At 40.4% G+C, this 23,735-nt stretch carries 20 protein-coding genes; 1 reads left to right on the forward strand and 19 read right to left on the reverse strand.

Annotated elements, in window-relative coordinates; all coding sequences use genetic code 11:
- Window positions 1–10: 10 nt before the first annotated feature.
- The 5 genes from ilvN (RBB56_RS00815) to RBB56_RS00835 form a co-directional block, all read right to left on the reverse strand.
- Window positions 11–508, reverse strand: a complete 498-nt coding sequence (gene ilvN, locus RBB56_RS00815; protein ID WP_306720488.1) for an acetolactate synthase small subunit — start codon at window positions 506–508, stop codon at window positions 11–13.
- A gap of 135 nt (window positions 509–643) precedes the next feature.
- Window positions 644–1,129, reverse strand: coding sequence for an acetolactate synthase small subunit (gene ilvN / locus RBB56_RS00820; protein WP_306720489.1), 486 nt, complete (start codon window positions 1,127–1,129; stop codon window positions 644–646).
- A 13-nt stretch (window positions 1,130–1,142) separates the two neighbouring features.
- Window positions 1,143–2,759: a biosynthetic-type acetolactate synthase large subunit gene (gene ilvB, locus RBB56_RS00825; RefSeq protein ID WP_306722057.1), complete on the reverse strand. Its 1,617-nt coding sequence runs from the start codon at window positions 2,757–2,759 to the stop codon at window positions 1,143–1,145.
- A 98-nt stretch (window positions 2,760–2,857) separates the two neighbouring features.
- A complete protein-coding gene (locus tag RBB56_RS00830; RefSeq protein ID WP_306720490.1) occupies window positions 2,858–3,319 on the reverse strand; it encodes a hypothetical protein in 462 nt (153 codons plus the stop codon).
- A 147-nt stretch (window positions 3,320–3,466) separates the two neighbouring features.
- Window positions 3,467–5,920, reverse strand: a complete 2,454-nt coding sequence (locus tag RBB56_RS00835) for a homocysteine S-methyltransferase family protein (protein ID WP_306720491.1) — start codon at window positions 5,918–5,920, stop codon at window positions 3,467–3,469.
- A 322-nt stretch (window positions 5,921–6,242) separates the two neighbouring features.
- Between RBB56_RS00835 and RBB56_RS00840 the strand changes: the two genes are divergently transcribed.
- Window positions 6,243–6,620, forward strand: coding sequence for a hypothetical protein (locus RBB56_RS00840; protein WP_306720492.1), 378 nt, complete (start codon window positions 6,243–6,245; stop codon window positions 6,618–6,620).
- A 156-nt stretch (window positions 6,621–6,776) separates the two neighbouring features.
- Here RBB56_RS00840 and RBB56_RS00845 read toward each other — a convergent pair whose 3' ends face one another.
- The 14 genes from RBB56_RS00845 to RBB56_RS00910 all read right to left on the reverse strand — a co-directional run bounded on the left by RBB56_RS00845 (window position 6,777) and on the right by RBB56_RS00910 (window position 23,709).
- Window positions 6,777–7,043, reverse strand: a complete 267-nt coding sequence (locus RBB56_RS00845; protein WP_306720493.1) for a hypothetical protein — start codon at window positions 7,041–7,043, stop codon at window positions 6,777–6,779.
- A gap of 148 nt (window positions 7,044–7,191) precedes the next feature.
- Window positions 7,192–7,449 (reverse strand): helix-turn-helix domain-containing protein, encoded by a 258-nt coding sequence (locus RBB56_RS00850; RefSeq protein ID WP_306720494.1) that lies wholly within the window; start codon window positions 7,447–7,449, stop codon window positions 7,192–7,194.
- Between the two features lie 7 nt (window positions 7,450–7,456).
- Window positions 7,457–8,359: a hypothetical protein gene (locus tag RBB56_RS00855; RefSeq protein ID WP_306720495.1), complete on the reverse strand. Its 903-nt coding sequence runs from the start codon at window positions 8,357–8,359 to the stop codon at window positions 7,457–7,459.
- 271 nt (window positions 8,360–8,630) lie between these two features.
- Entirely contained in the window at window positions 8,631–9,620 is a 990-nt protein-coding gene (locus tag RBB56_RS00860; RefSeq protein WP_306720496.1) for a beta-galactosidase small subunit, read from the reverse strand.
- Window positions 9,604–11,496, reverse strand: a complete 1,893-nt coding sequence (locus RBB56_RS00865; RefSeq protein ID WP_306720497.1) for a glycoside hydrolase family 2 TIM barrel-domain containing protein — start codon at window positions 11,494–11,496, stop codon at window positions 9,604–9,606. The genes RBB56_RS00860 and RBB56_RS00865 overlap by 17 nt, the downstream gene beginning before the upstream one ends.
- A 34-nt stretch (window positions 11,497–11,530) precedes the next feature.
- Window positions 11,531–12,364, reverse strand: a complete 834-nt coding sequence (locus RBB56_RS00870; protein WP_306720498.1) for a carbohydrate ABC transporter permease — start codon at window positions 12,362–12,364, stop codon at window positions 11,531–11,533.
- Window position 12,365: 1 nt separating this feature from the next.
- The gene (locus RBB56_RS00875; RefSeq protein WP_306720499.1) at window positions 12,366–13,262 is read right to left on the reverse strand and encodes a carbohydrate ABC transporter permease; all 897 of its coding nucleotides are present in this window, start codon (window positions 13,260–13,262) and stop codon (window positions 12,366–12,368) included.
- Between the two features lie 83 nt (window positions 13,263–13,345).
- Window positions 13,346–14,722 carry an ABC transporter substrate-binding protein gene (locus RBB56_RS00880; protein WP_306720500.1) on the reverse strand — a complete coding sequence of 459 codons (1,377 nt, stop codon included), beginning with the start codon at window positions 14,720–14,722 and terminating at the stop codon, window positions 13,346–13,348.
- A gap of 163 nt (window positions 14,723–14,885) precedes the next feature.
- Complete coding sequence (locus RBB56_RS00885; RefSeq protein ID WP_306720501.1) at window positions 14,886–17,150, reverse strand: helix-turn-helix domain-containing protein; 2,265 nt, start codon at window positions 17,148–17,150, stop codon at window positions 14,886–14,888.
- Between the two features lie 171 nt (window positions 17,151–17,321).
- Window positions 17,322–18,332, reverse strand: a complete 1,011-nt coding sequence (locus RBB56_RS00890; RefSeq protein WP_306720502.1) for a GGGtGRT protein — start codon at window positions 18,330–18,332, stop codon at window positions 17,322–17,324.
- Window positions 18,333–18,344: 12 nt separating this feature from the next.
- Window positions 18,345–19,037 (reverse strand): iron-sulfur cluster assembly scaffold protein, encoded by a 693-nt coding sequence (locus RBB56_RS00895; RefSeq protein ID WP_306720503.1) that lies wholly within the window; start codon window positions 19,035–19,037, stop codon window positions 18,345–18,347.
- 103 nt (window positions 19,038–19,140) lie between these two features.
- Window positions 19,141–19,818 carry a UDP-N-acetylglucosamine pyrophosphorylase gene (locus tag RBB56_RS00900; RefSeq protein WP_306720504.1) on the reverse strand — a complete coding sequence of 226 codons (678 nt, stop codon included), beginning with the start codon at window positions 19,816–19,818 and terminating at the stop codon, window positions 19,141–19,143.
- Window positions 19,819–19,832: 14 nt separating this feature from the next.
- Complete coding sequence (locus tag RBB56_RS00905) at window positions 19,833–21,863, reverse strand: DNA topoisomerase (protein ID WP_306720505.1); 2,031 nt, start codon at window positions 21,861–21,863, stop codon at window positions 19,833–19,835.
- 115 nt (window positions 21,864–21,978) lie between these two features.
- Window positions 21,979–23,709, reverse strand: a complete 1,731-nt coding sequence (locus RBB56_RS00910) for a putative bifunctional diguanylate cyclase/phosphodiesterase (protein WP_306720506.1) — start codon at window positions 23,707–23,709, stop codon at window positions 21,979–21,981.
- Window positions 23,710–23,735 lie beyond the last annotated feature (26 nt).

Genomic DNA, 23,735 nt, shown 5'->3' on the forward strand with positions numbered 1-23,735 from the left:
AGCTAACAGATTATAAATAAGTAACGTTGTGGCTGCCTCGTCCAAGTCCCGTAATTCCGGTTCTTGCTAGTTCGAGGATATCATAGCCATCTAAAAGGCTTATAAAAGCTTCAATCTTAGACTGTGCCCCGGTCAATTCGATAATAAGACTTTCTGAAGCAACATCGATAATCTTGGCACGGAATACATCCGCTATGGCAATCACGGCTTGTCTTTCTTTCGCCTCCGCTTTCACCTTAATGAGAACAAGTTCTCTATACACGCTGTCGTCCGGTTCCAAAACCTTAATGTCCCTTACATCGACAAGTTTCGCTACCTGCTTTTCTATCTGATCCAATATTTCATCATCACCCGAAGCTACAATTGTAATTCTTGTATATCTGGCATCTGCGGTCTCTCCCGCTGTAATGCTCTCAATGTTGTAACCGCGTCTGGAAAACAGACCCGATATTCTGCTTAAAACACCAGATGTATTATCTACCAAAAGCTGAAATACTTTCTTACGCATGGAACGTCCTCCATTCTCATTTGTCGATTGACATCTATTTTAACAATACTATTTATAAAAGTCAACAAAAATGCTTTAATTCTCTAAGACTTTAACTCGTTGAATTGCAAAATATATATTTACAGCAATTCTATCTTATTCCATATCTTTGCATTTTTGAAGGGCCAAAGTACCAGTTCTCGCAACTTCTACAATACTGATAGACTGTAACATATTAATGAATAGCTGAATACGTTCCGGCACATCACAAATCTGAATAATCATCATATTTTTCGACATATCTACAATTTGAGCTTTCATAATATCACAATTTTCCATAATATCGCGCCGGTTATTTTTATTGTATTTTACCTTAATCAGCATAAGCTCTCTGCTAATGCTCGCACTTTCATCGAAAGTTTTTACTTTAATAACGTCTAACTTTTTATTTAATTGTTTTTCTATCTGTTCAATCGTTCTCTCATCACCACTGCTTACGATCGTCATACAAGACACTGTGGAATCGTCAGTTTCTCCTACGGCTAAAGAATCGATATTAAAGCATCTTCTGGAAAAAAGACCGGCCACTTTACAGAGAACGCCCGAGCGGTTTTCTACCAGTACGGAATATATTCTTTTCATCTCATTCGTCCTCCTATTTTACTAAATCCATCGGATCTATCAAGCATTCCAACAACATGGATTTATCCTCTTTTAAGAATGCATCAATAGTTTCTTCTGCCTTTTCCATATCGCACAGACGAAGGAAATCCAACTCATACGCGGATGCCAATTTCTCTAAATCAGGGCTTCCTGATAAATCTACAACAGAATAGTTATCCTTATAGGTATAATGCTGATATTCCCTCACCATTCCCAGGTAATTATTCTTCAATACTACGATTTTAACCTGGATTCCATGCTGTTGCATCGTCGCCAATTCCATCATAGACATCTGGAAGGAACCATCACCGCATACAGCCACCACCTGCTTTTTCTTATCAGCAATCTTAGCTCCTATCGCCGCAGGAATAGAATATCCCATAGTTCCCATTCCTCCGGAAGTTAAGAAACGACCTTTTTTTACAACATGATATGCACAGGACCAAATCTGGTTCTGGCCTACATCTGCAACATAGATACCGTCATCCTGCATTTTCTCAGAAAGTCTTGTAATGAACTTTGCCGGATCCACATAATCTTTGTTCGGGTTACGCCTAATTACCATAGACTCTCTATGCTCGTCCAACGCCTTCACCCATTCTTCATGTTCACAAATCATTTCTTGCTGTTCCAAATCTTTAAAGATATGTCCTGCATCTCCAACAAGGGGGATATGAGGCCCTACATTCTTCCCTATTTCTACCGGATCCACATCGATATGTATTAACACCTTATAATTCGTAATCATATTGGGATGGCTGACTGCTCTGTCCGCCACCCTAGCCCCTACTACAATGAGCAAATCCGACTCTTTTAATGCACGATTAGCACAAGGCGTGCCGTTATTTCCTACCATTCCATAATACATCGGATGTCCGGTGGGCATAATACCGATTCCCATCATCGTGGATACTACCGGAATGCTATATTTTTCCGCAAATGCTCTTAACTCTTCTTCTGCATTGCTAAGAGATACTCCGCCACCGGCACAAATTAAGGGTTTCTTTGCTTTTTCCAGTTCCTTTGCCACCTTTTTTATCTGAGCCATGTTTCCTTTTACGGTAGGCTTATAAGTTCTCATATTAACGCTTTCCGGGTAGCTGAATCTGGCAAGGGCTGCCTTCTGTACATCGATCGGCACATCGATAAGGACAGGTCCTTTACGTCCTGTATTCGCAATATGGAATGCTTCCTTAAATACCTTAGGAATCTCGTTGACATCTCGAATCAGATAGCTGTATTTTACAAAAGATTCCACCGCTCCTATGATGTCCGCTTCTTGAAAAGCATCACTTCCTAACAGCTCGCTATCCACCTGCCCTGTAATACATATAAGAGGGATGCTATCGGCAAAGGCCGTTGCAATTCCCGTAATCACATTGGTTGCCCCGGGACCCGAGGTAACCGCGCATACGCCTACTTTTCCTGACGCTCTTGCCAACCCGTTTGCCGCATGGGCCGCATTTTGTTCCGTGCGGACGAGTATTGTACGGATGTCAGAATCCAAAATACTATTATAAAACGGACATATTGCCACTCCGGGATAACCAAAAACAAACTCTACGCCTTCTTTTTCCAGGCATTTTACCATTGCATCTGCACCAATCATTTCAATTCCCTCGTCTTTCCATGTATTTTTACGGTCAGCACAGTAACTGCGCAGACCGGATAAATAGTCACTATGTATCCTCACCGGACCATACCGTACTATTTAAATCTATTCATAAAGTTGGCAAACGGAGATACAGCAGCCTCAAGGTCTTCAATCGCCTTATTAAGCTTTTCATAATCAATAGAACTGATATCTTCCATCGTATCCGCGAGTACTGATGAATTTTCTTGTACGAAGGTATCCACGTTTCCACTCGTGCGAATCACATCCTGGCTCATTTTCCCTAAACCAGCCGCTGCATTTTCAGCTTCTGCCAGCGTAATCTTTGCCGCAGTAATTGCTTCGTCTGCATTGTTAATAAAATCATTGAATCTGGGAAGTAAGATAAACATACAGGCGACTACCACTGCCAGAATTCCTACTGCTGATATCGCAGTCACCTTAGAGTAGAGTGTACGCATTTTATTCTCACTTAAAATTTCTTCCAATAGCTCCCGTTCGCTTAATTCCTTCTTTTGCTCGTTTTCTAATATCAGATTATCCATGCCAATAACCATGCCTTTCTTACATATATATTATGATGTTGGGGTTAAAAGGTATTTTTACCTCATGATACCCATGATCTTTTGACCCTGGTATCATATTATATTTTATAGTATATCGGCATTATTTATGTTCTTAATACCACTTTTTTATTTTCCGTCCTATTCTGAGATATGAAGTATCCGCTTTGTCAGCTTCACGGCATCTGCTGCATCTTTGGAGTATCCATCCGCTCCAATTTCATCCGCATAATCTTGTGTGATAACAGCGCCTCCGATAATTACCTTCGCCTTAACACCTTGTTCCCTCGCATGAGATATTACTTTTCTCATCTCCTGCATCGTTGTCGTCATAAGAGCAGAAAGTGCGATCACACTGGCATTATGCTCGATTGCCGCCTGAATGATATGTTCTTTTGGTACATCCTTTCCTAAATCAACCACACGGAATCCATAGTTTTTCAACATAAGGGCCACCAGATTCTTACCGATATCATGGATATCCCCTTCTACCGTCGCTATAATGACGGCCGGCATTTCCTGCTTTCCATTCCCTTCCTTCAAAAGGGGCTCCAAATATTCAATCGCCGCCTTCATTGCCTCCGCGCTGGAGATAAGCTGAGGAAGGAAGTATTTCCCTTTATCGAAAAGATCGCCCACCTCATTAATAGCAGGAAGCAATGCATCATTTAATATAGACTGCGGTGTTTTCCCTTCTTCCAAAGCGCTGATCGTATATTCCGTGATCTTTTTCCGGTTTCCTTTTAAGACAGCCTCCCATATAACATCCATTATGGACGCATTCCCGGACGTTTTCTCCTCACGTTTTACTGTACTTAAATTCTCACCGGGAGCTTCTTCTTTTTTCTTTTTCTCTTCAATACCGCCTATCAGCTCGATATAGCGAATATCAGCCTCTTCCTTATTCAGCAATAAATCGGCTGCAAATGCGCTGCAAACCAATAGCTCTTGTGAGGGATTCGCAATGGCCATCGTCAACCCTTCCTGAATAGCCATCGTTAAAAAGGCAGTATTGATATAACCTCTCTGAGGAAGTCCAAAGGAAATATTAGACAGTCCGCAAACCGTTGCATAACCATTTTCTTTGCAATAGCGTATTGTCTGGAGGGTTTCCAACGCCGCCCGCTTATCTGCACCTACCGTTGCGACCAGACCATCCACCACAATATCCTTTTTATCCATACCAAGCGCCACTGCCCGTTTCGTTATTTTATGGATAATCTCCTTCTTTTCCTCCAGATTTTTCGGAAGTCCTTCATCCGAGACGGGAAGGAGAATGAACATAGCACCATATTTTTTCACAATGGGAAGCAATGATTCGAATTTCGCCGATTCATACGAAACAGAATTCACCAGTGCCCTTCCGGGATAACGCCGGAGTGCTTCTTCCAGTACTTCTACGTGGCTGGAATCGATAGCCAACGGGAGATTTGTAACTCCGCCTACCTCCTCTAAAGCCCGAAGCATCATTTCTTTTTCATTTATGCCGCTCATTCCCATATTAATATCTAAAATGGCAGCACCGCATGCTTCCTGAGCTTCCGCGAATTCCATAACCATATCCATATTTCCGGCACGAAGCTGTTCCTGAAGCTTCTTCTTACCGGTAGGGTTAATCCGCTCTCCGACGATCATAAAGTTGTCATTCAGACCGAATTCGACCGCCTGACGTTCCGAGGTCAAATAACGTTTCTCAGCTTTTTTACGCTTCTTGATTTCCATTGCCTTTGTATGAGTACATAGTTTTTCAATATACTCGGGTGTCGTACCGCAGCATCCTCCCAATATGGAGGCTCCTGTTTCGACAAGCATCGCCATTCCTGCCGCAAAATCATCGCTATTCATATCATAGACCGTATTGCCATCTTTATCGAGATAAGGAAGACCTGCATTCGGTTTCGCAATAATCGGTATGGAAGTGACTTCTGCCATGCTTCTTATCACTTCTGCCATTTTATCGGGACCGGTAGAGCAGTTGGCTCCTACCGCATCGGCACCGAGACTTTCCAAAACAATGGCCGCTGTCTTCGCGTCCGTTCCATAAAGGGTTCTTCCGTCCGCCTCAAAGGTCATCGTTACTATTACCGGTAACTCACAGACTTCCTTCGCGGCAATCAACGCTGCCCGGCTCTCCTGCAGACTCATCATCGTCTCAACAGCAAGTATGTCCACACCTGCACTGACAAGATAACCAATCTGCTCCTTATATATCGCAATCAGCTCTTCAAAATCCATAGTTCCCATGGGGGAAAGCTGTTCTCCTGTCATAGTGATATCAGCGGCAACAAGACAACGCCCATCTGCCGCTTCTTTGGATATGGCAACCAGCTCTTTATTCATCCACTCAATATCGTCGCCCAGTCCGTATTCCTTAAGCTTTACAGAATTGGCCGTGAAGGTAGGGGCGTAGATAATATTGCTGCCTGCCTCTATGAATTCTTTTTGCAGTCCTATGAGCACATCTCTATGCTCTAAGATCCATTTTTCGGGGCAGACCCCTGCGGGCATTCCTCTTTTTAGCAGGTTTGACCCTGTGGCACCATCCAAATAAATAGGATGCTCTTTTATCAAATCTTTAAATTCATTTTTAGTCATTTTACAGCTATACCCCTTTCAAGGTCTTCGGAACATATGTATAGCACGAATTGCCCGTACAAAGGTTCGTTTGTTTTTCATGCTACCATATATTAAAAAAAACTACAATATTTGATATGTGTATTCTTGCTTTCATACACTATATATGGTAATTTCTAATATGACAAATATTTATTTTTCTCGATACTTTTCGAATACATCATTATGCCAATGGAGGAAGAATCTCTTGAACAAAAAGCTTATATCTCTCTTATTTCTTTTCGCCTCATTTCTTTTGGCTGGATGCAATAGCCATAAAGAATTGGAGGAATACAAAAATAGTATGAATACTTTTTATTCGGATATTTGTGAATATAATAATATAATAAATGCTATAGATGCTACCTCCGAAAACTCTGTTAAAGAACTGCTATCCGCATTGGATAACGTGAAAGAACGCTTTGTATGGATGGCTTCTTTGCCTGTCCCGGAGGAATTCTCTTCCATTGAGATTCTTTCAGATGAAGCGAAAGAGTATATGACTAATGCTGTTTCGCTTTATCATCAAGCTTTCAAAGGCGATATATTCGATCCCTCTGCCGCTGAAACTGCAAAGGAATATTATGACCAAGCCAATCAACGAATGCACGATATTCTAACCATTCTTCATGGCAAGGACGATGATGGCGGTACGATTCCCTATTCCGAATCAATAGAGTAAGCTGCGTGAATACTTTTATACTTTACTACAGCGAGGTTTTTCCTATGGTATAAAAAATATGCCGTTCATTTCGGCATATTTTTTAAAACAGAAAAGTTATGCATTGCAAACTTTTCTGTTTTTATTTTTATTCAAGTAATAGAAAATTATCACCTGCTATTTTAAGAGCCTGATTTTACCAATAAGAGGAACCTCTTTCTCCTCTTCGTTAATTGCTGCTATGAGTCCAATAATCCAACAAACAAAAATGAAAATTGACCAAATTGCTCCTATGTAAGGAATAACTCCTAATAAACCAAATAAGAAGATAACTAATGCCTGATTCACATGAAATTTGGCTCCTTCCTTATCTCCTGCAAGAATAGCAATAAGTAAGCCTATCCAAGTGATGTACGCTACAATACCTGTCATTTTTTTATCCATATCTTTTCTCCCTCCATAATAGATATTTTTGATATTCTATCACACTTATTTTCTTATTGCTATAAGAATATGAGAACTTTATGATGAAATATGACAAATTACTGATAAATGCGAAATAAACAGAATATTGTTTGGCAATTAATATCTTCTACTTCGTTAATATTTCTTTAATATCAGAAATACTATGACCACTTTCTCTAAGATTCTTAATCTCTGCAATTCTTTGCAACGCCTCTTCTCTTAGAAACCTACGGGTCAAATTCTCTTCCTCCTGCCGGAAAGGCAGCAATCCTTCTTCCGTATAAAATTTCAGCGTACTATAGCGGCAATTTGTAATCCTAACCAATTCTCCAATCGATACATATTCCGACGCCATAATCTTTTCTATTGTTCTTTGTCTGGACATTTTTCACCTACCTATACGCTGGCAATAATTCAACCCCCTGAATCGGTAACTTACATGAACGGGTAGAGGGCCATATTCTATAGTATCTATTGTCCACTTTTACAAGTGTTTCCTCTCCACTTCGCAACTCTTCACAGGAGTGACCATGTTCGCATAAAAATTGCATCGCACTTTGACGCCTGTCTTTTACAGTCGTTCCCAGAATTACCATATCGATAAAAATTGCCTGTCTTCTATCAAAAAAAGGAAAGAGTAAATTAATGCCTTCTAGATAAGGATTCTTAAAAAGATTATGTTTCCAATTAAGAAAGCTCAGATAAGTTCTCCTTACACCGCTGTGAAATTCCTGTTCCAAAATTATTCTATAGAGTGGATTTTCTGCCATAAGCTTAATAAGTCTCGCTTGTATCTTTGTCTGCTCTTCAATGGAGAAGATATCATGGATACATCCGCACTCTCGAAAGAGCCAAAGGATAGCAATCGTCTCCAAAGGGATCTCACCCGGCTCCAGAATAATAGCACGCAATTCTTCCGTTACCCTCAAATATATCTCTTCCTTCCCCTTATATTCACGCATCGTTATATTTGCCGTATAGTAAGTCATATCACAACCGAGGATATTAGGAACTTCTTCGAGAACTTTTCCTGCCTCCAAAATCGATGCCATCTCTTTTTCTACTGCCCGGCGCTTCCTGCTGCTCATCCGTTTTATTTCTTTCAACTTCTCTGTAAAGCGAAGTTGAAATTCATCGACATCCGTTTGGACCTCTTCTATGAATAATTCTTGTAACATACCGGCCACAGCAATTCCAATCACAGCAGCTTTCTTTGCCTGTGTATTATGCTTGCTGTCTTGACCGTCCAAAGCAACCAAAGCAAACTGCTCCTTTATCGTATAATCTTTAATCATTACAGTCTCCCTTCCTATACTCTATCATAATCATCCTACTTACCACTTACTACTTACTACTTACTACTTACTACTTACTACTTACTACTTACTACTTATGATATATAAGGATAATAGAATTGTCAATACAATTTGCCAAATTTAAAGTGGAAAGAATTATATGAAAAACTTTCCGAGCGATATTAATTCACCCCAAAGCTGGCTGTGACCCTATTAATTTTATCTACTCGAATTAATAGGGCCGCAGCCAGCTTCTTCTAATAATATATATTTACATCTTACTAATTTGAAATGAATAGTGAATATCCGATCCTGCATCTATGTGATAGTCAGGCTCCACATCTGCCCCCCAGCTATCGATTCCACCCACTCCTCGTACGGCTCCTAAGATAGAAACGACTGTCCTTCTTGCCGGAGGTAACTCTTCATGATGAGTGGCGCTTTCCAACTCGATCGGTGTATACGGAATACAGGAAAAAGCGAACTCCGCTCCCCCTTCCAGCATCGAAAAGCGAAGACCGAAAGATGAATTCGGCTCTTTTCTTTTGCTATTATTTAATGTTGTATTTCTATGAACTTCTACCCATTTCGTATTCATATGAACATTACAATCTTGAGGCACCAGATATTTCGTTACCGGCAATCCCTGTACTTCATAAATACCGGGAACTCCTCCTGCCATCCGATCCGGATAAGTCTCTCCCGACAAACCTTCATATCGATATCCGGTCGCTTTGGTAGGTATAATAAATCGCATACCGAATACAGGCAATTCAGGCAGGCTATCATTCCCGTGATACTTCACATGAACCTGTATCTTCCCATCGGCAAATACTTCATAAGTGACCTCTACCTTTGTCGAAGGGGTCGTTACTGTTTCATACAAGAATGTAATCTCTACCTTTTTAGCTCGCTCATTCTTCGTATATCGGTTGTTTTCCGGCGCTATAGGCAGAGTGACTTCTCCTCCATCCACCGATAGCTTCGTATTAATGCAGTTAATAAATGCATCCGCCCCCATCCACATCGCACTACGAAGCGGAAATCCATTCCCTCTATCGTTGTCAGTCACTGCACGCCAGAAGGCCGGACGAGGTATACGATATAGCCATTCATTTCCTTCAATAACTAAAGACTCCATCCCTCCTTTGACATAGGAAAATAAATAACTGAAATCTTCCCCATGCAGCCCGAGCACTACATCTCCATATACGACACGCATCGTATCTTCCTCATGATTTTCTCTATTTATGTAGTCCATAATAATATTTCACCTCCTGCATTGCGGGCTTTTCCATTCTGTCTGCAAATACAATTCCGTCCCCGGAAAACTCATAGTCAGAGGGACGATCATCAAAATCACCGCCATAACGGAGGACTTTCTCACCACTCACTTCATCCTCTACCCAAAGCGCCTGGTCGATATAATCCCAAATAAAGCCTCCCTGATACATTGGATACTCATCGAGCAAACTGATATAGGACTTCATTCCACCGAGAGAATTCCCCATATCATGCATATATTCACATAAAATAAAAGGCTTAGCCGGATCGTTATCCAAATATTCTCTGACCTGTAAAGGAGAAGCATACATGCGGCTTTCCACATCCGAAATAGCAGCCTCATATGCCCTGTTATGAACCACTCCTTCATAATGTACCAGACGGCTTTCATCCGTTTCTTTATAAAAGCGATTCATACTCTCAATATTATCCCCCGCATAGGACTCATTTCCCAAAGACCAAAATAGTATGGATGTATGGTTCTTAAATACTTCGAAGTTCGTCTTCGCCCTGTCCATCACTACATCTTTCCATTCGGGAATACTTCCCGGAATGTTCCATGACGGTTCAACGACCCCCATCTTCTGCCAGGATCCATGGGACTCCAAGTTCACTTCCGCCATCATGTAGATGCCATTTTGATCACACATATGATACCAGGAAATCTGATTCGGATAATGGCTCGTTCTGACGGAATTGATATTATTTTCCTTCATCGTCTTCATATCCCATTCCATCTCACTCCGACCAATACAACGGCCGTTTTCAGCGCTCCATTCATGCCGGTTAACACCATTTAAAATCAAGCGTTTGCCGTTGAGCAACATTATCTTATCCTTAATCTCAATTCTTCGAAAGCCGACCGGATAGGAAATGAACTCTTCCACCAGGCCATCTTTCGTTTCTAAGACTATCCCTAATTCATATAAGTAAGGATTCTCATTGCTCCATGCAACTACACCGTTAAGAGCTACGGATTCTATCTGAACCTCTTCTCCCATAGGAAGCCTCTGTTCCAAACAGACTCCTCCCTTCTTATCGGTTAAAGTCACTATCACAGTTCCTTCCTTTTCCATATCCTTAGAAGAAAGCTTAAGAGAAAGAGAGAAGCTCCCGGATGTATTATCCTCTGCAAGTATAGGCTTCGCCCAGAAATCTTCCACATGCAGATCCGGCTTTGCATATAGGGTCACATTCCGGTAAATGCCAAAGAAACGAAAGAAGTCCTGATCTTCCAAAAAAGCTGCCGTGCTGCGTTTATGTACTTCTACAGAGATTACATTGCCTGTTTCCTTAATAAAAGGAGTTAGGTCAAACTCGGAAGGGGTGAAACTATCTTCTGCATAGCCGACAAAATGCCCGTTTAACCATAGATACATGGCCTGTTCCACTCCTTCGAAGCAGATAATAACCCGCTTATTCTTAAGTCCCTCCTCCAGGTCGAACTCTTTACGGTAGGAGCCTACCGGGTTATAGTCGGCCATACTAAAGCTTCCTGCCTCAGTATTTTCCTGTAAAAGTGCATGAGCAGGCCTACGAAATACATGTCCTTCCCACGGGTACATCGTATTGATATAATGAATCTTATCATATCCGGAAAGCTCGATATGCCCCGGAACCTTAATATCATGAAAGCCTTCTTCTACATATTCCTCCAGATAGAAATCCGCCGGACGCTCCATCGCATTTATGGAATAGCAGAACTTCCATTCGCCATTCAATGACTGTTCCAGAGAACTTTCTCCTCTCTCGAACTCTTCCTGGCTGCGGTACCACTTATGGTCGCTGCGCGCCGGCAGCTGATTCACCCTGAAAACCTCAGGTTGATCCAGCCATGCAATCTCTGCCTTCATAAAGCTTCCTCCTTACAAAATCTTTGTATTTTACTTATTCCTTCACGGCCCCTGCCGCTACACCTGCCAATATGTATCTTTGGAAAAATACATAAATCGCTATAGTCGGTATCATAATAATGATAATACCGGCAGCCAACGTCTGCCACGAGCCTTGTTGTGCATTCGCATAGTCCATCAAAAAGGTAGTGAGCGTGCGCAGCTTGTTTCTCGGCATGTATAGGTACGGAATATACATATCGTTAATAATATTAATCGCTTTGATAATACATACGGTCGCTGTGGCCGGTGCCAGCAATGGGAAAATAATCTTGATAAACAATCCGAAATAACTGCAGCCATCGATGAGTGCCGCTTCATCCAGAGCAACCGATAATCCCGAAATGAATTGTCTGTAAATATAAAGCTGCATTAAATCGGATGCCACATAGATTACAATAGGCGCTCCCAGTGAATTGTATAACCCAAGCCCTTGTATTACTTGAAAACGTGCAATCTCCGTTACGAAAGTCGGGATGAGCATCCCTATGAAAAACAAGGATACCACAAGCTTTTTCCCTCTGAATTCGAATCGTTCAATAATAAAAGCTGTTATCGTACCGAACATTACATTAAAGAAAAGAGATACTATCAATATAATACCTGTATTCTTAAAGCCAATCAATAGGTATTTGTTCGATAAAACATCTTTAAAGTTATCAAAGGTAACTCTATTCCATTCCGGCAATAGCAAAGGAGAAGTTGCCACCATATCAGCCTTTGTTTTCAATGCGGCGAACAAAGTAAGGATAATCGGAGCCATGACAAGTATTACCATGCCTACACAAAGAATCTGCTTTATCGCTTGTTCTGAAATTCTCTTTATCATATCAACCCTTCCTCCTATCCTTAAGTATCAACCCATGAATCACTTTATTCTGAACGAGATAAATAGCCACAATCATAATCATAATCGCCACAGCCATTGTAGATGCAAGACCGAAATTAGAATAAGTGAATGCCGTAGATATCGTGTAAAGCGTAAATGTAGAAGACGCATAGCCGGGGCCTCCTGACGTGATAACGAAGGGTATATCGAACACTTGAAGGGCACCTCTAATGTTATCGAACAATACAAAGTCTACCATAAGCATAATTCCGGGGATCTGGATATACTTAAATAACTGCCAGGAGGTCGCTCCATCCACTCGCGCCGCCTCCGCCACATCCTGAGGAATTGATTGCAACGCTGCCATAAAAAGAATTACGTGATATCCGCTGAAGCGCCATACGGAAACAAAGGCCAGCACATAATTTACTATTTTTGGATCCGACAGCCAGCTTCTGATTAAAAACTCCAGATTAAGCACTTCTAAAATAGCATCGAAGGCTCCGTTAATCGGGGAGAAAAAGTAAGAAAAGGCATAGGCGACCGCAACACCATTGATAATGTAAGGCATAAATACCATCGTCTTATAAAACTTGGCAGCACGAAGTTTTCCTGTCAAAATTACGGCAAATCCAAGTTCCACCGCAATCATAAAAAGATGAATGACGAAATAAACGGCATTATTTTTCAGCGATAGCCATAAATCTTTATTTTTCAGCATGGAAACATAATTAGCCAGACCGACGATATCATTTTTATCCGAATAGCCATCCCAATTGGTGAAGCTCATACGAAACAGATCCATCGCCGGAACGACAACAAATATGATTAATAATATAATAGGAACGACCAATGCCGTTATTATGAACTGCATCCTCTTTTTTCTTAATCTGCTCATAGCAATAACTGTGCTCCTTCTATTGTTTCATTTGATTTGAAAATTTGAGGACTGCTTTTGGCAGTCCTCGCATCGTTTCCTTCTTACTTAATTTGCAATTTACTTCTGGCATCTGTCCATTTTGCGTTCAATTCATCGAATGCAGCATTTAAGTCAAAGCCATCTGTCATCATCTGCGCACCAAGTTTCTTATAATCGAAAGTTGTTTCATTTTGTATCGCTGTAAAGTCATCCCCACCGCCATCATACATAATCAATACTTTATCAGGAGTGAGTTCGTCTGCCTGTGCCAATACAGGATCTTTATCCTTAGGGAAGTTTGTCATGGATGATGCTGAGGATACATAATTGATGTAATCCGGATACCATGCATCTGAGTAGAACCATTCCACGAAAGCAATCGCTGCTTCCTGATTCTTAGAATGTGTTGTTACACCCATGAAGGAGTCTCCCTGTACAATTACATTATAAGGATCGGAGGTTGTATTTCTTGTAGGCAGATAGAATGTTCCGAGCTCAGAAATGTCTTCTGCTCCATTTTGTATGTTCTGAAGCCCCCAATCTCCTAAAGCAATAATCGCTGCACTTTTAGCTGCGAATAAAGAAGTTACCTGATCATTACCAAGCCCCAATGGATCTTTGCCGAGCACACCTGATGTAAATAAGCTATATACCTTATTGTATGCCTTATTGATATCAGTTCCCTCTGCAAAAGGAGTATCCTCTCCCGCCATGGTATTCCAATTCTGTCCATTTCCGGCTTCCAGTGCAGGCATAAACTCCATATAAGGATAATCAGGCCATTCATCCTTTAATCCGCAAGCGATTGCCATAAAGTCTGCATTATCTTTCCCATAATAATCTTGTAACGTTTTAGCAGCTTCTTCCAGTTCTGTCCATGTAGTAGGTACTTCCACACCCGCTTCTGCGAACATATCTTTCCAATAATATACATATTCATAACCGGAAGTCATAGGAATACCTAATACTTTACCGTCAATGGCATAGCCGGAAGCCAACTCGTTATTCACACTTGCCTCTGTTCCTGATAAATCTACAAGATAGTCTTTGAATCGCGATAAGGTAAAAGGTTTATTAAACATTACATCCGGTAATTGGTTCGCAGATGCACGCATCTTCATCGCATTCCAATATTCGCTGTCGTCTTTGATTTTCTCAACTTCAATGTCTACATTAGGATATCTCTCCTGAAATCTTCCTACCATATCATTGTCCTCGATAAAATCATTTAAATTGTTATCCCATATTGCAAAAGTAATGGTACCGCTTAAATCCGTCTTATCCGTCTGTGTTTCCGGAGCCTCCTCCTTCTTCGTTTCGGACACCGTTTCCTGTGCCGGAGTTTCTGTCGTCTCCGCTGTGTTCTTGTTTCCGCATCCTGCAAGAGCAGATACAGCCATTACTCCGATTAATAAGGTTGCTAACATTCTTCTTTTCATTGAGCAATTCCTCCCTTTCATTTTGTGGCTTAATCATAGCAATCAAGGGAAAATGATACCATCTCTTATCGTTATTTTTATTGATGTTTCTTCAGCTTTCCATTTTTCCGTTTCTTGATGTTTTGAAAGTTTTACTGATATATCGTAAGAAAACCATGCGTATTTACATGGTTTTCCGGTACTGAGCGGGACTAATTCCATTTATCTTCTTGAACATCCTATTGAAATGTTCCACATTATGATATCCTGTCATCTCAGCAATTTCATATACCTTAAAGCTAGTTGTCTTTAATAATTCCCTCGCCTTTTGCATCCGGAGACCTGTTACATACGAAGAGAAATTCTCTCCCGATTCCTTCGTAAAACGATTGGTAAAATATTTTTCATTTAAGCCCACATGTTCAGCTACTCGTCCGAGAGAAAGTTCCGTATCTTCATAATGATCGGTAATATAACGCTTGGCTCTTACTACCATATCTGTTTCTGAGGCATTAAGCTTAGAAGCGGAATAATCCATAATCCATGCAAAATAATTGGTCAGCCATATTTTCAAACTTCTAGTATCTTCAATGTTACGAAATTTCTCAATATAGTCATATTGTTTTCCAAACACTTCAAAAAAACTGGAATTATCTTCGCCAAATCGGTTTCCTATCGCTAAAATAGCCGCGCTGACCCTTCTTGAAATTTCCTCCATGGAATGACCACGAAACCATTCGAATAACTTTTCCTTTTCCTCCACCATATTTTTCTCATCCGCAATATAAAGGGCTCCGGCCAGTTTTCCATATTCTTGTGATAACATAAGAATCTCATCCCAATGAAAGGATTCATCACTTAAATCAATAATTGCACATTCGCCTTTCAAATGACGAAGGCATATTCTATTCCTGATATCCGTAACTTGATAATCGAACTCTGTATATCCCAAAGTCTTCTGTCCAATTACTGCCGAAATCTTCACATCGAACTCCATTCGTCCGATTCTTTGCAGTTCTTGTATCATTTTCATAATTCCTGGCAGATAGTCTTTTTCATTAATTCTATAATACACAAAAAAGAAGGAAGGCTGTTCTATGTATATGCTGCATCTGGAAGCGAACCTAGGGTTGCGTTCGAAGCTATCAGCAAGCTTAGAAGCACTCTTTCTCTCATTCTCCTCCCCACGGTATCCTTCTATAAAAAAGCCAAGTATCGCATAGCTTTCCGCAAAAAATTCTCCAAAGATCGAGTTTACTTCTTCCGGCGTCATTTCTCCTTGAATCATTGCCGCCAAATAGTCTTTTGCGCCCTTTCCTACACTCTTCATTCTATCTTCATATTCCTTAATTAACACATTCAACCTTCTTACCATGGCATTGAACTGATGAATCATCATCCGAATCTCAGATTGACCGCTGGGTGATATATGCACCTCCAGATTCCCTTCCTCTACCTGCCTTAGTCCACTGCTGATTTCTTCTACCGGCTTTACAATGCTTCGCAGACAATACCTGGAAAAATATGCTGCAAACCCAAAAATCAGTATTGCAGCAGAAAGAAGGAACATTGCATTCTTCCAGTAATCAGCAGTAAGTTGCGAGGTCTTAATATAGCTCTCAATATACCATGCCATATCGTTAAACTCGATCGGTGTCCTCACGAGAGTATATTCTCCGCTTAAAAAATTGTTATCCTCTTCTTCATTCGTAGAAAAAACAATTTCACCATCATTATTCGTAATCTGTGTAATACCTAGTTTATTCTTTCCTGATTGATAATCAAGATTATATTTCTTAATTCTTTCCGCCGCTGCTGTTGAATGATAGAAGGTTACCATTTCTATCTTCTGAGAGCGGTCTGTCATCACATCCGGTGCGAGGGCAAATGCTAAAACGAGCATATCCTTCCTTCCGCCCATAAAAAGATCGTTAACTGAACCTGTATCGTAAGATCCAACAAATACTCGATTGGGATTCACAAGTGCTGATTGATACCATTTTGTATCCTTAATTTCTTCTGCTGGACGTTGAATATCATTCTTAATATAAGTATCCCTGCCGCTTTTCATATAAAAACCCACAGAAATAATATCTTTCACCGGTTCCAATGCCAGATTCCCCGCTTGTGATAATTTCTGTTCATTTATATAGCGAATCTCCCTATCCGCCGTATCCGTTCCTGCCGCATAAGCTAATATTTCACTATTATTCGTATAAATCAAATGTGATAGACGCATAGACATTACATTGATATCCGATAAAAGTTCAGTAATAACCGTTTCTTGCGCCCGCTTGATATTCTCAACTGCCTGATTCTTAAACTGCTGGTTCAACACGAGAAGCGAAATAATTAATACGATTAATATCGGTATCATAATAAAAAGAAGAAATAGCATATTATATACTGTTTTTAATGGAAGCATTCTCATTTTTTGTTTTCTGAACATCCCTGGCCCTCATATAGTCATCGATATCGTAAAGTTTCTGCTGCATACTTCTTTATCTACTGAAAATTCTATCAGAATTTATTTCACGCTTTTCATTATATCATAAAAAAGGTATCGTAGCCTCTCGAGATTACGATACCTTTTAATTTTATTATTATCCGCTTAGATTAATTAAAACTTTCCTGCATTAGCAGCTTCTTCGATGGAAACTGCAACTGCAACAGTCATACCGACCATCGGGTTGTTACCAGCTCCGATAAGACCCATCATTTCAACGTGAGCCGGTACAGAAGAAGAACCTGCAAACTGTGCGTCAGAGTGCATACGTCCCATAGTATCTGTCATACCATAAGAAGCAGGACCTGCCGCCATGTTATCCGGGTGAAGGGTACGTCCCGTACCGCCGCCGGATGCAACAGAGAAATATTTCTTGCCCTGTTCCATACATTCTTTCTTGTATGTACCTGCAACGGGATGCTGGAATCTTGTAGGATTGGTGGAGTTACCTGTGATGGAAACATCAACACCTTCCTTGTGCATAATTGCAACGCCTTCACAAACATCGTTTGCACCATAGCAGTTAACTTTTGCACGAAGTCCTTCAGAATAAGACTTTCTGTATACTTCTTTTACCTCATTGGTATAAGGATTATATTCCGTCTCAACGAAGGTAAATCCGTTAATTCTGGAAATAACTTGAGCAGCATCTTTTCCAAGACCGTTCAAGATAACTCTTAAAGGTTTTTTACGAACTTTGTTCGCCTTTTCAGCGATACCGATAGCACCTTCTGCTGCTGCAAAAGATTCATGTCCTGCAAGGAAACAGAAGCATTCTGTCTCTTCTTCTAATAACATCTTGCCAAGGTTACCATGTCCAATACCTACAACACGTGTATCTGCAACGGAACCGGGAATACAGAAAGACTGAATACCTTCGCCAATTGCTGCTGCTGCATCTGCTGCTTTTCTGCAATCTTTTTTAATTGCGATTGCTGCACCTACGATATAAGCCCAGCAAGCATTCTCAAAACAGATAGGCTGAATAGCCTTAACCTGGTCATATACATTAAGACCTGCGTCTTTTGTGATTTTTTCTGCTTCTTCGATAGAAGAGATTCCATAGCTATTCAACACGGAATTAATTTTATCAATTCTTCTTTCATATGATTCAAATAAAGCCATTTTTAAGTCCTCCTATTCTTCTCTTGGATCGATAATCTTAACAGCATCAGCAACACGACCGTACTGACCTTTCGCTTTTTCCCAAGCGGTATTCGGATCATCGCCTTTTTTGATGAAATCTGTCATTTTACCGAGGCTTACGAACTGGTAACCGATAATCTGGTCTTCTGCATCGAGTGCAATACCTGTTACATATCCTTCAGCCATTTCGAGATAACGAGGACCTTTACTCAAGGTACCATACATTGTACCTACCTGGCTTCTAAGACCTTTTCCTAAATCCTCAAGGCCAGCGCCAACCGGAAGTCCGTCTTCTGAGAACGCACTCTGAGTTCTTCCGTATACAATCTGTAAGAATAATTCTCTCATAGCGGTATTGATAGCATCGCATACAAGGTCTGTGTTCAACGCTTCCATAACAGTTCTGCCCGGTAAGATCTCTGCTGCCATAGCTGCGGAATGTGTCATTCCCGAACATCCGATCGTCTCTATCAACGCTTCCTGAACAATACCTTCTTTAACGTTAAGTGTCAACTTACAAGCACCCTGCTGAGGAGCGCACCAGCCCACACCATGTGTTAAACCGGAGATATCTTTTACATCTTTCGCCTTTACCCATTTTGCTTCTTCTGGGATAGGAGCACAGCCGTGATTTACGCCTTGTGCTACTATACACATTTCTTCAACTTCCTTTGAATAAATCATGTGAAAACTCCTTTCAATATGTAACATGTGAATATTTTGTCATAATCGCAACTATTATTCTCGCATACTTTCTACAAAAAATCTAGTACAATTTCAAATTATCTTATATTTTTTGGATTTTCCTTATTACTACTTCGCCCTTATCCTTGTAAATGCTGTCTGAAGGAATATAACCTCTTACGGAAGAAGTCGGATATACACTGGAGTTTTTCCCGATTACCGTTCCCGGGTTCAACACTGAATTACAGCCTACTTCCACCCCATCGCCCAACATGGCACCGAATTTTTTAAGAGCTGTTTCCACACAACATTCTGCTAATTTCACCGTGACCAATGTTTTATCACTCTTCACATTGGAAGTAATAGCACCTGCTCCCATATGAGCCTTATAACCCAGTATGCTATCACCTACATAATTATAATGAGGAACCTGGACTTTATTAAAAAGGATAACATTTTTCAGTTCTGTAGAGTTACCCACTACCGCTCCTTTTCCTACAATCGCATTTCCTCTGATAAAAGCACAGTGACGAACTTCTGCCTCCTCATCGATAATGGCAGGGCCTGCAATATAAGCACTGGGGAAGATAGTCGCAGACTTTGCAATCCATATATTATCTCCTCTTTTCTCATACCTTTCTACCGGAAGACTATTTCCCAGCCGGATAATGAATTCTCCAATCTTTGGCAATACCTCCCATGGATAGGTCACTCCCTTGAAAATATCCGTTGCAATCGTCTCCGAAATTGTATAAAGAGCTTCCACTTTTAAACGTTCCATCGCATTCTCCTTCTTTATTTCTTATAATTTTTTGCTGCCATATCAAACTGTGCATATAACGAAGTTTGATTCCCTAACTGCTTCACAATATTCGTTCTGCGGGATACAAAATCATCTAATTTCTGCATATATTCTTCTTCCGTGATATCTCCTTGCGCTACCAAAGTCAATCCTTTTTCCCAACTGGCAGTAAGAGCAGGATCCAGCAAAGGCTTAATAGAACCGGCAACCACATCGTATATCATTTCTCCCATCAAAGTTGGTGTGATCATCTGTGTTTTTTTATTTAAAGATAGATATTCGATATGTACAAGCTTCTTTAATATTTCCGCTCTCGTCGCAGAAGTACCGATTCCGCTTCCTTTCATCTGAGCCCGAAGCTCCTCATCTTCGATAAATTGTCCTGCATTTTCCATAGTAAGTATCATTGTTCCGGAATTATAGCGCTTAGGTGGCGAAGTTTCTCCTTCCTTAATATCGAACTTTCGGAGGAAAAGTTCATCTCCCTTTTTCAGACGTTGTATCATCTCAATAAATTCAGGATCCTTTGTATCGCTTCCTTCTTCCGTATTTTCTGTATTTTCTATCTCTTCATTCTGCAGCGTTCTCTCTTCTTTCTTTTTAGAAAAAGAGAATTCTGTAACTTTCAAGTAGCCTTCCTGCTCCAATACTTTGAAGTTGGCGAAGAATTTTTCCTGTTTTAAGGAGAGCGTAAGCGCTATTTTTCTATATATTGCAGCCGGATAGAAAATACTTAAAAAACGCCGTACAATAATTTCATAGACCTTTGTTGCCGTAGGGTGAAGGCTACCTACATTATTAATTCCTTGTCCTGTAGGAACGATCGCATAGTGATCTGTAATCTGCTTATCATTTACATATCTCGTTTTGGCAATATTTTTGTAAGTCCCGCTTTTAAGTACTTCTTCAACAAATACTGCCGTTTCAGAATATCCCTTCAAGCCATTAATATTTTTATATATTTCCTTAGCAACTGCGCTGGATAATACTCTGGCATCCGTTCTCGGATAAGTTACCATTTTCTTTTCATATAACTCTTGCACGATGCGGAGTGTCTCATCAGGACTGATTTTAAAATATCTGGCACAATCATTTTGAAGTTCAGCCAAGTTATATAAGAGAGGCGGATTCTTCGTCTCTTTTTTCTTTTCCACCGATTCCACGACTGGAATAGCCCTTGGTTCTTCCTCCAGCGAAGCAATTAACTCTTCTGCTGTCTTTTTTTCCTTAAATCCATTTTCTTTATACAGAAGGGGAGAATTGTAATATTTGGTGCCCTCTACCGCCTTCCATTCACATTCGAAGTTCTTATCTTCCGACTCTACCCCTGCAATTACCCTGTAAAAGGAGGTTTTGACAAAATTCCTGATTTCCCTTTCCCGGTTAACGACCATTCCAAGTACACAGGTCATAACCCTGCCCACAGAGATTACCGCCTTATCCGCCTTCAAGTAGGATTTGATGGAATTACTATACCTTAAAGTAAGCACCCTTGAGAAATTAATTCCCATTAGGTAATCTTCTTTCGCCCTAAGATAAGCCGCCGAGGAAAGATTATCATAGTCGGATAGGTCCTTAGCTTCTCGTATCCCTCGTAAGATTTCCTCTTCTGTCTGGGAATCGATCCATACCCGTTTTCTTTGTTTACCACTTACTCCTGCCTGCTGTTCCACAAGACGATAAATATATTCTCCTTCTCTTCCGGAGTCTGTACACACATATATAATATCTACCTCTTTGCGATTTAACAGCCCACTTACGATGGCAAACTGCTTCTTTACATTCTCAATCACTTCGTATTTGAATTCCCTGGGGATAAAAGGAAGCGTATGTAATGTCCATCTTTTATATTTTTCATCGTATGCCTCCGGGTAGCTCATCGTTACCAGATGGCCCACACACCATGTGATGATCGCTTCTTCAGATTCCATGTAGCCGTCTCTGTTGCTCATATTCAATTTTAATGCTTTTGCAAATTCTCGTGCCACACTAGGCTTTTCCGCAATATATAAACTTTTTCCCATGAAACTTTTAAAAACTATCCTCTCTTGCAACAAGCCCTTGCCATAAAGATGACAGGGCCTGTTATTATTCAAGTTATCCTACTTTAATTTGTAACTGTTACGTAACTTTATCCTATTAATTTGACTTCGGTAATTGTCTAAGCAATTCTTCCACTTTATCGGGAGGCATTGGTCTGCCCATAAAATATCCCTGAATATTATCACATTCTATCGACTGTAGATATTCGAACTGCTCCTTAGTTTCCACACCTTCCGCTACTGTCTCAAACCCCAGCTTTTTCACCATATAAATAATGGATTCCGTAATTATCTTTGAATTTTTATCGGAAACAACCGTATCGATGAATGTCTTGTCAATCTTCAGCGTATCAATCGGCAGCCCCTTCAAATAAGAAAGCGAGGAATATCCTGTCCCAAAATCATCGAGAGAAATACGGATACCATAATCGCGCAAAGCAATCAGCTTATTCGTAATCTCCTTAAGGTCATCGATAAGTACGCTTTCCGTAATCTCAAGCTCTACCTCGGACGGCTTTACATGGTAGCGCTGCAGCGTTTTTATCAATTTGCTGACAAAGTCTGAACGTTTATATTGAATGGACGATATATTCAGCGACAGAATCAATTTGTGCTGATATTTCTTCTTCCATTCTGCAAAAGTACGAACGCTTTCCTCAATCACCCATTCGCCAATCGGTACAATAGAACCATTCTTCTCCGCAATCGGTATAAATACAGATGGACTAATCATATTACCATCCTTGTCCCTCCAGCGAATCAATGCCTCTACACCGCGGAGGCCTCTATCCTTTGCATTATACTGCGGTTGAAAATACATCATAAAACTTCTGTCAAAGATAGCCTCTTTCAGCTTGTTCTCAATGCTGATATTCTGTCGAAAATCATCCACCATAGGCTCGTTAAAATATTGAATAGAATTCTTCCCCATGGCTTTTGAACGGAACATAACAATTTCGGCACAATTAATCAATTCCAGTGTTGTTTTCGTCGCTTCCGGATATTCCGCCACGCCCATACTAACCGTAATGCTAAGATCCAACGCATTACTGAGGGAAAAAGGCCATCGCAAACGCTCACGAATCATCCGGTATATATGTTCCACACTCCTTGAACCGCAAGGATCATAAACAGCAATACAATAAATATCACTATTAAAATGTGATACAATGACGTGGCTGCTCGAAAAACTATTGAGGAACTGACCGAATTGCTGTATGATTTCATCGCCGGTCACGATGCTGAACCCATCGTTGATTTTGCGAAAATCATCGATGTCTATGAACATAACTGCCACACACTTGCGCTCTTCTTCCGCTTTTCTGACAAAATCACCTAAAAGGCGGACAAAATAATTTCGATTATACAACCCTGTCATAATATCGTAGTAAGCCATATAGGTTAATTCTTCATGCTGATTCTTGAGTTTTGTTATATTTTGAAATCGGATTACTTTTTCTTTTGGTTCTTTCTTTTCATTATAAGTTACTACTGTCTCACATTTCACCCATAAGTTCTTTTCTTTCATGCGGACTACGGCACTTTCATTTCTGCGGCTTTTCTTTTCAAGAAACAGAAGTTCCTTCAACTTCAGTATATATTTATCTTCAATACAATCATATAATTGCTTAATATCCTTCTGTTCCTGTATTTCTATAGGAAAGAAAAGTTTCCAATTACCGAAAGTCCTTATAATATCATCTTCAAAACTACAATATAAAAACGCGCTGCTCGATGTATTACAGAGCATTTGAAACATCTTCTCATCGACACTTAATTTCTGGTCCATGGCACTTAGCAGTTCAAACTGATACTGTAATTCATCCATTTATAGTCACCCTTCCCAATACCTCT

It is taken from the genome of Kineothrix sp. MB12-C1, from assembly GCF_030863805.1.
Taxonomy (GTDB): domain Bacteria; phylum Bacillota; class Clostridia; order Lachnospirales; family Lachnospiraceae; genus Kineothrix.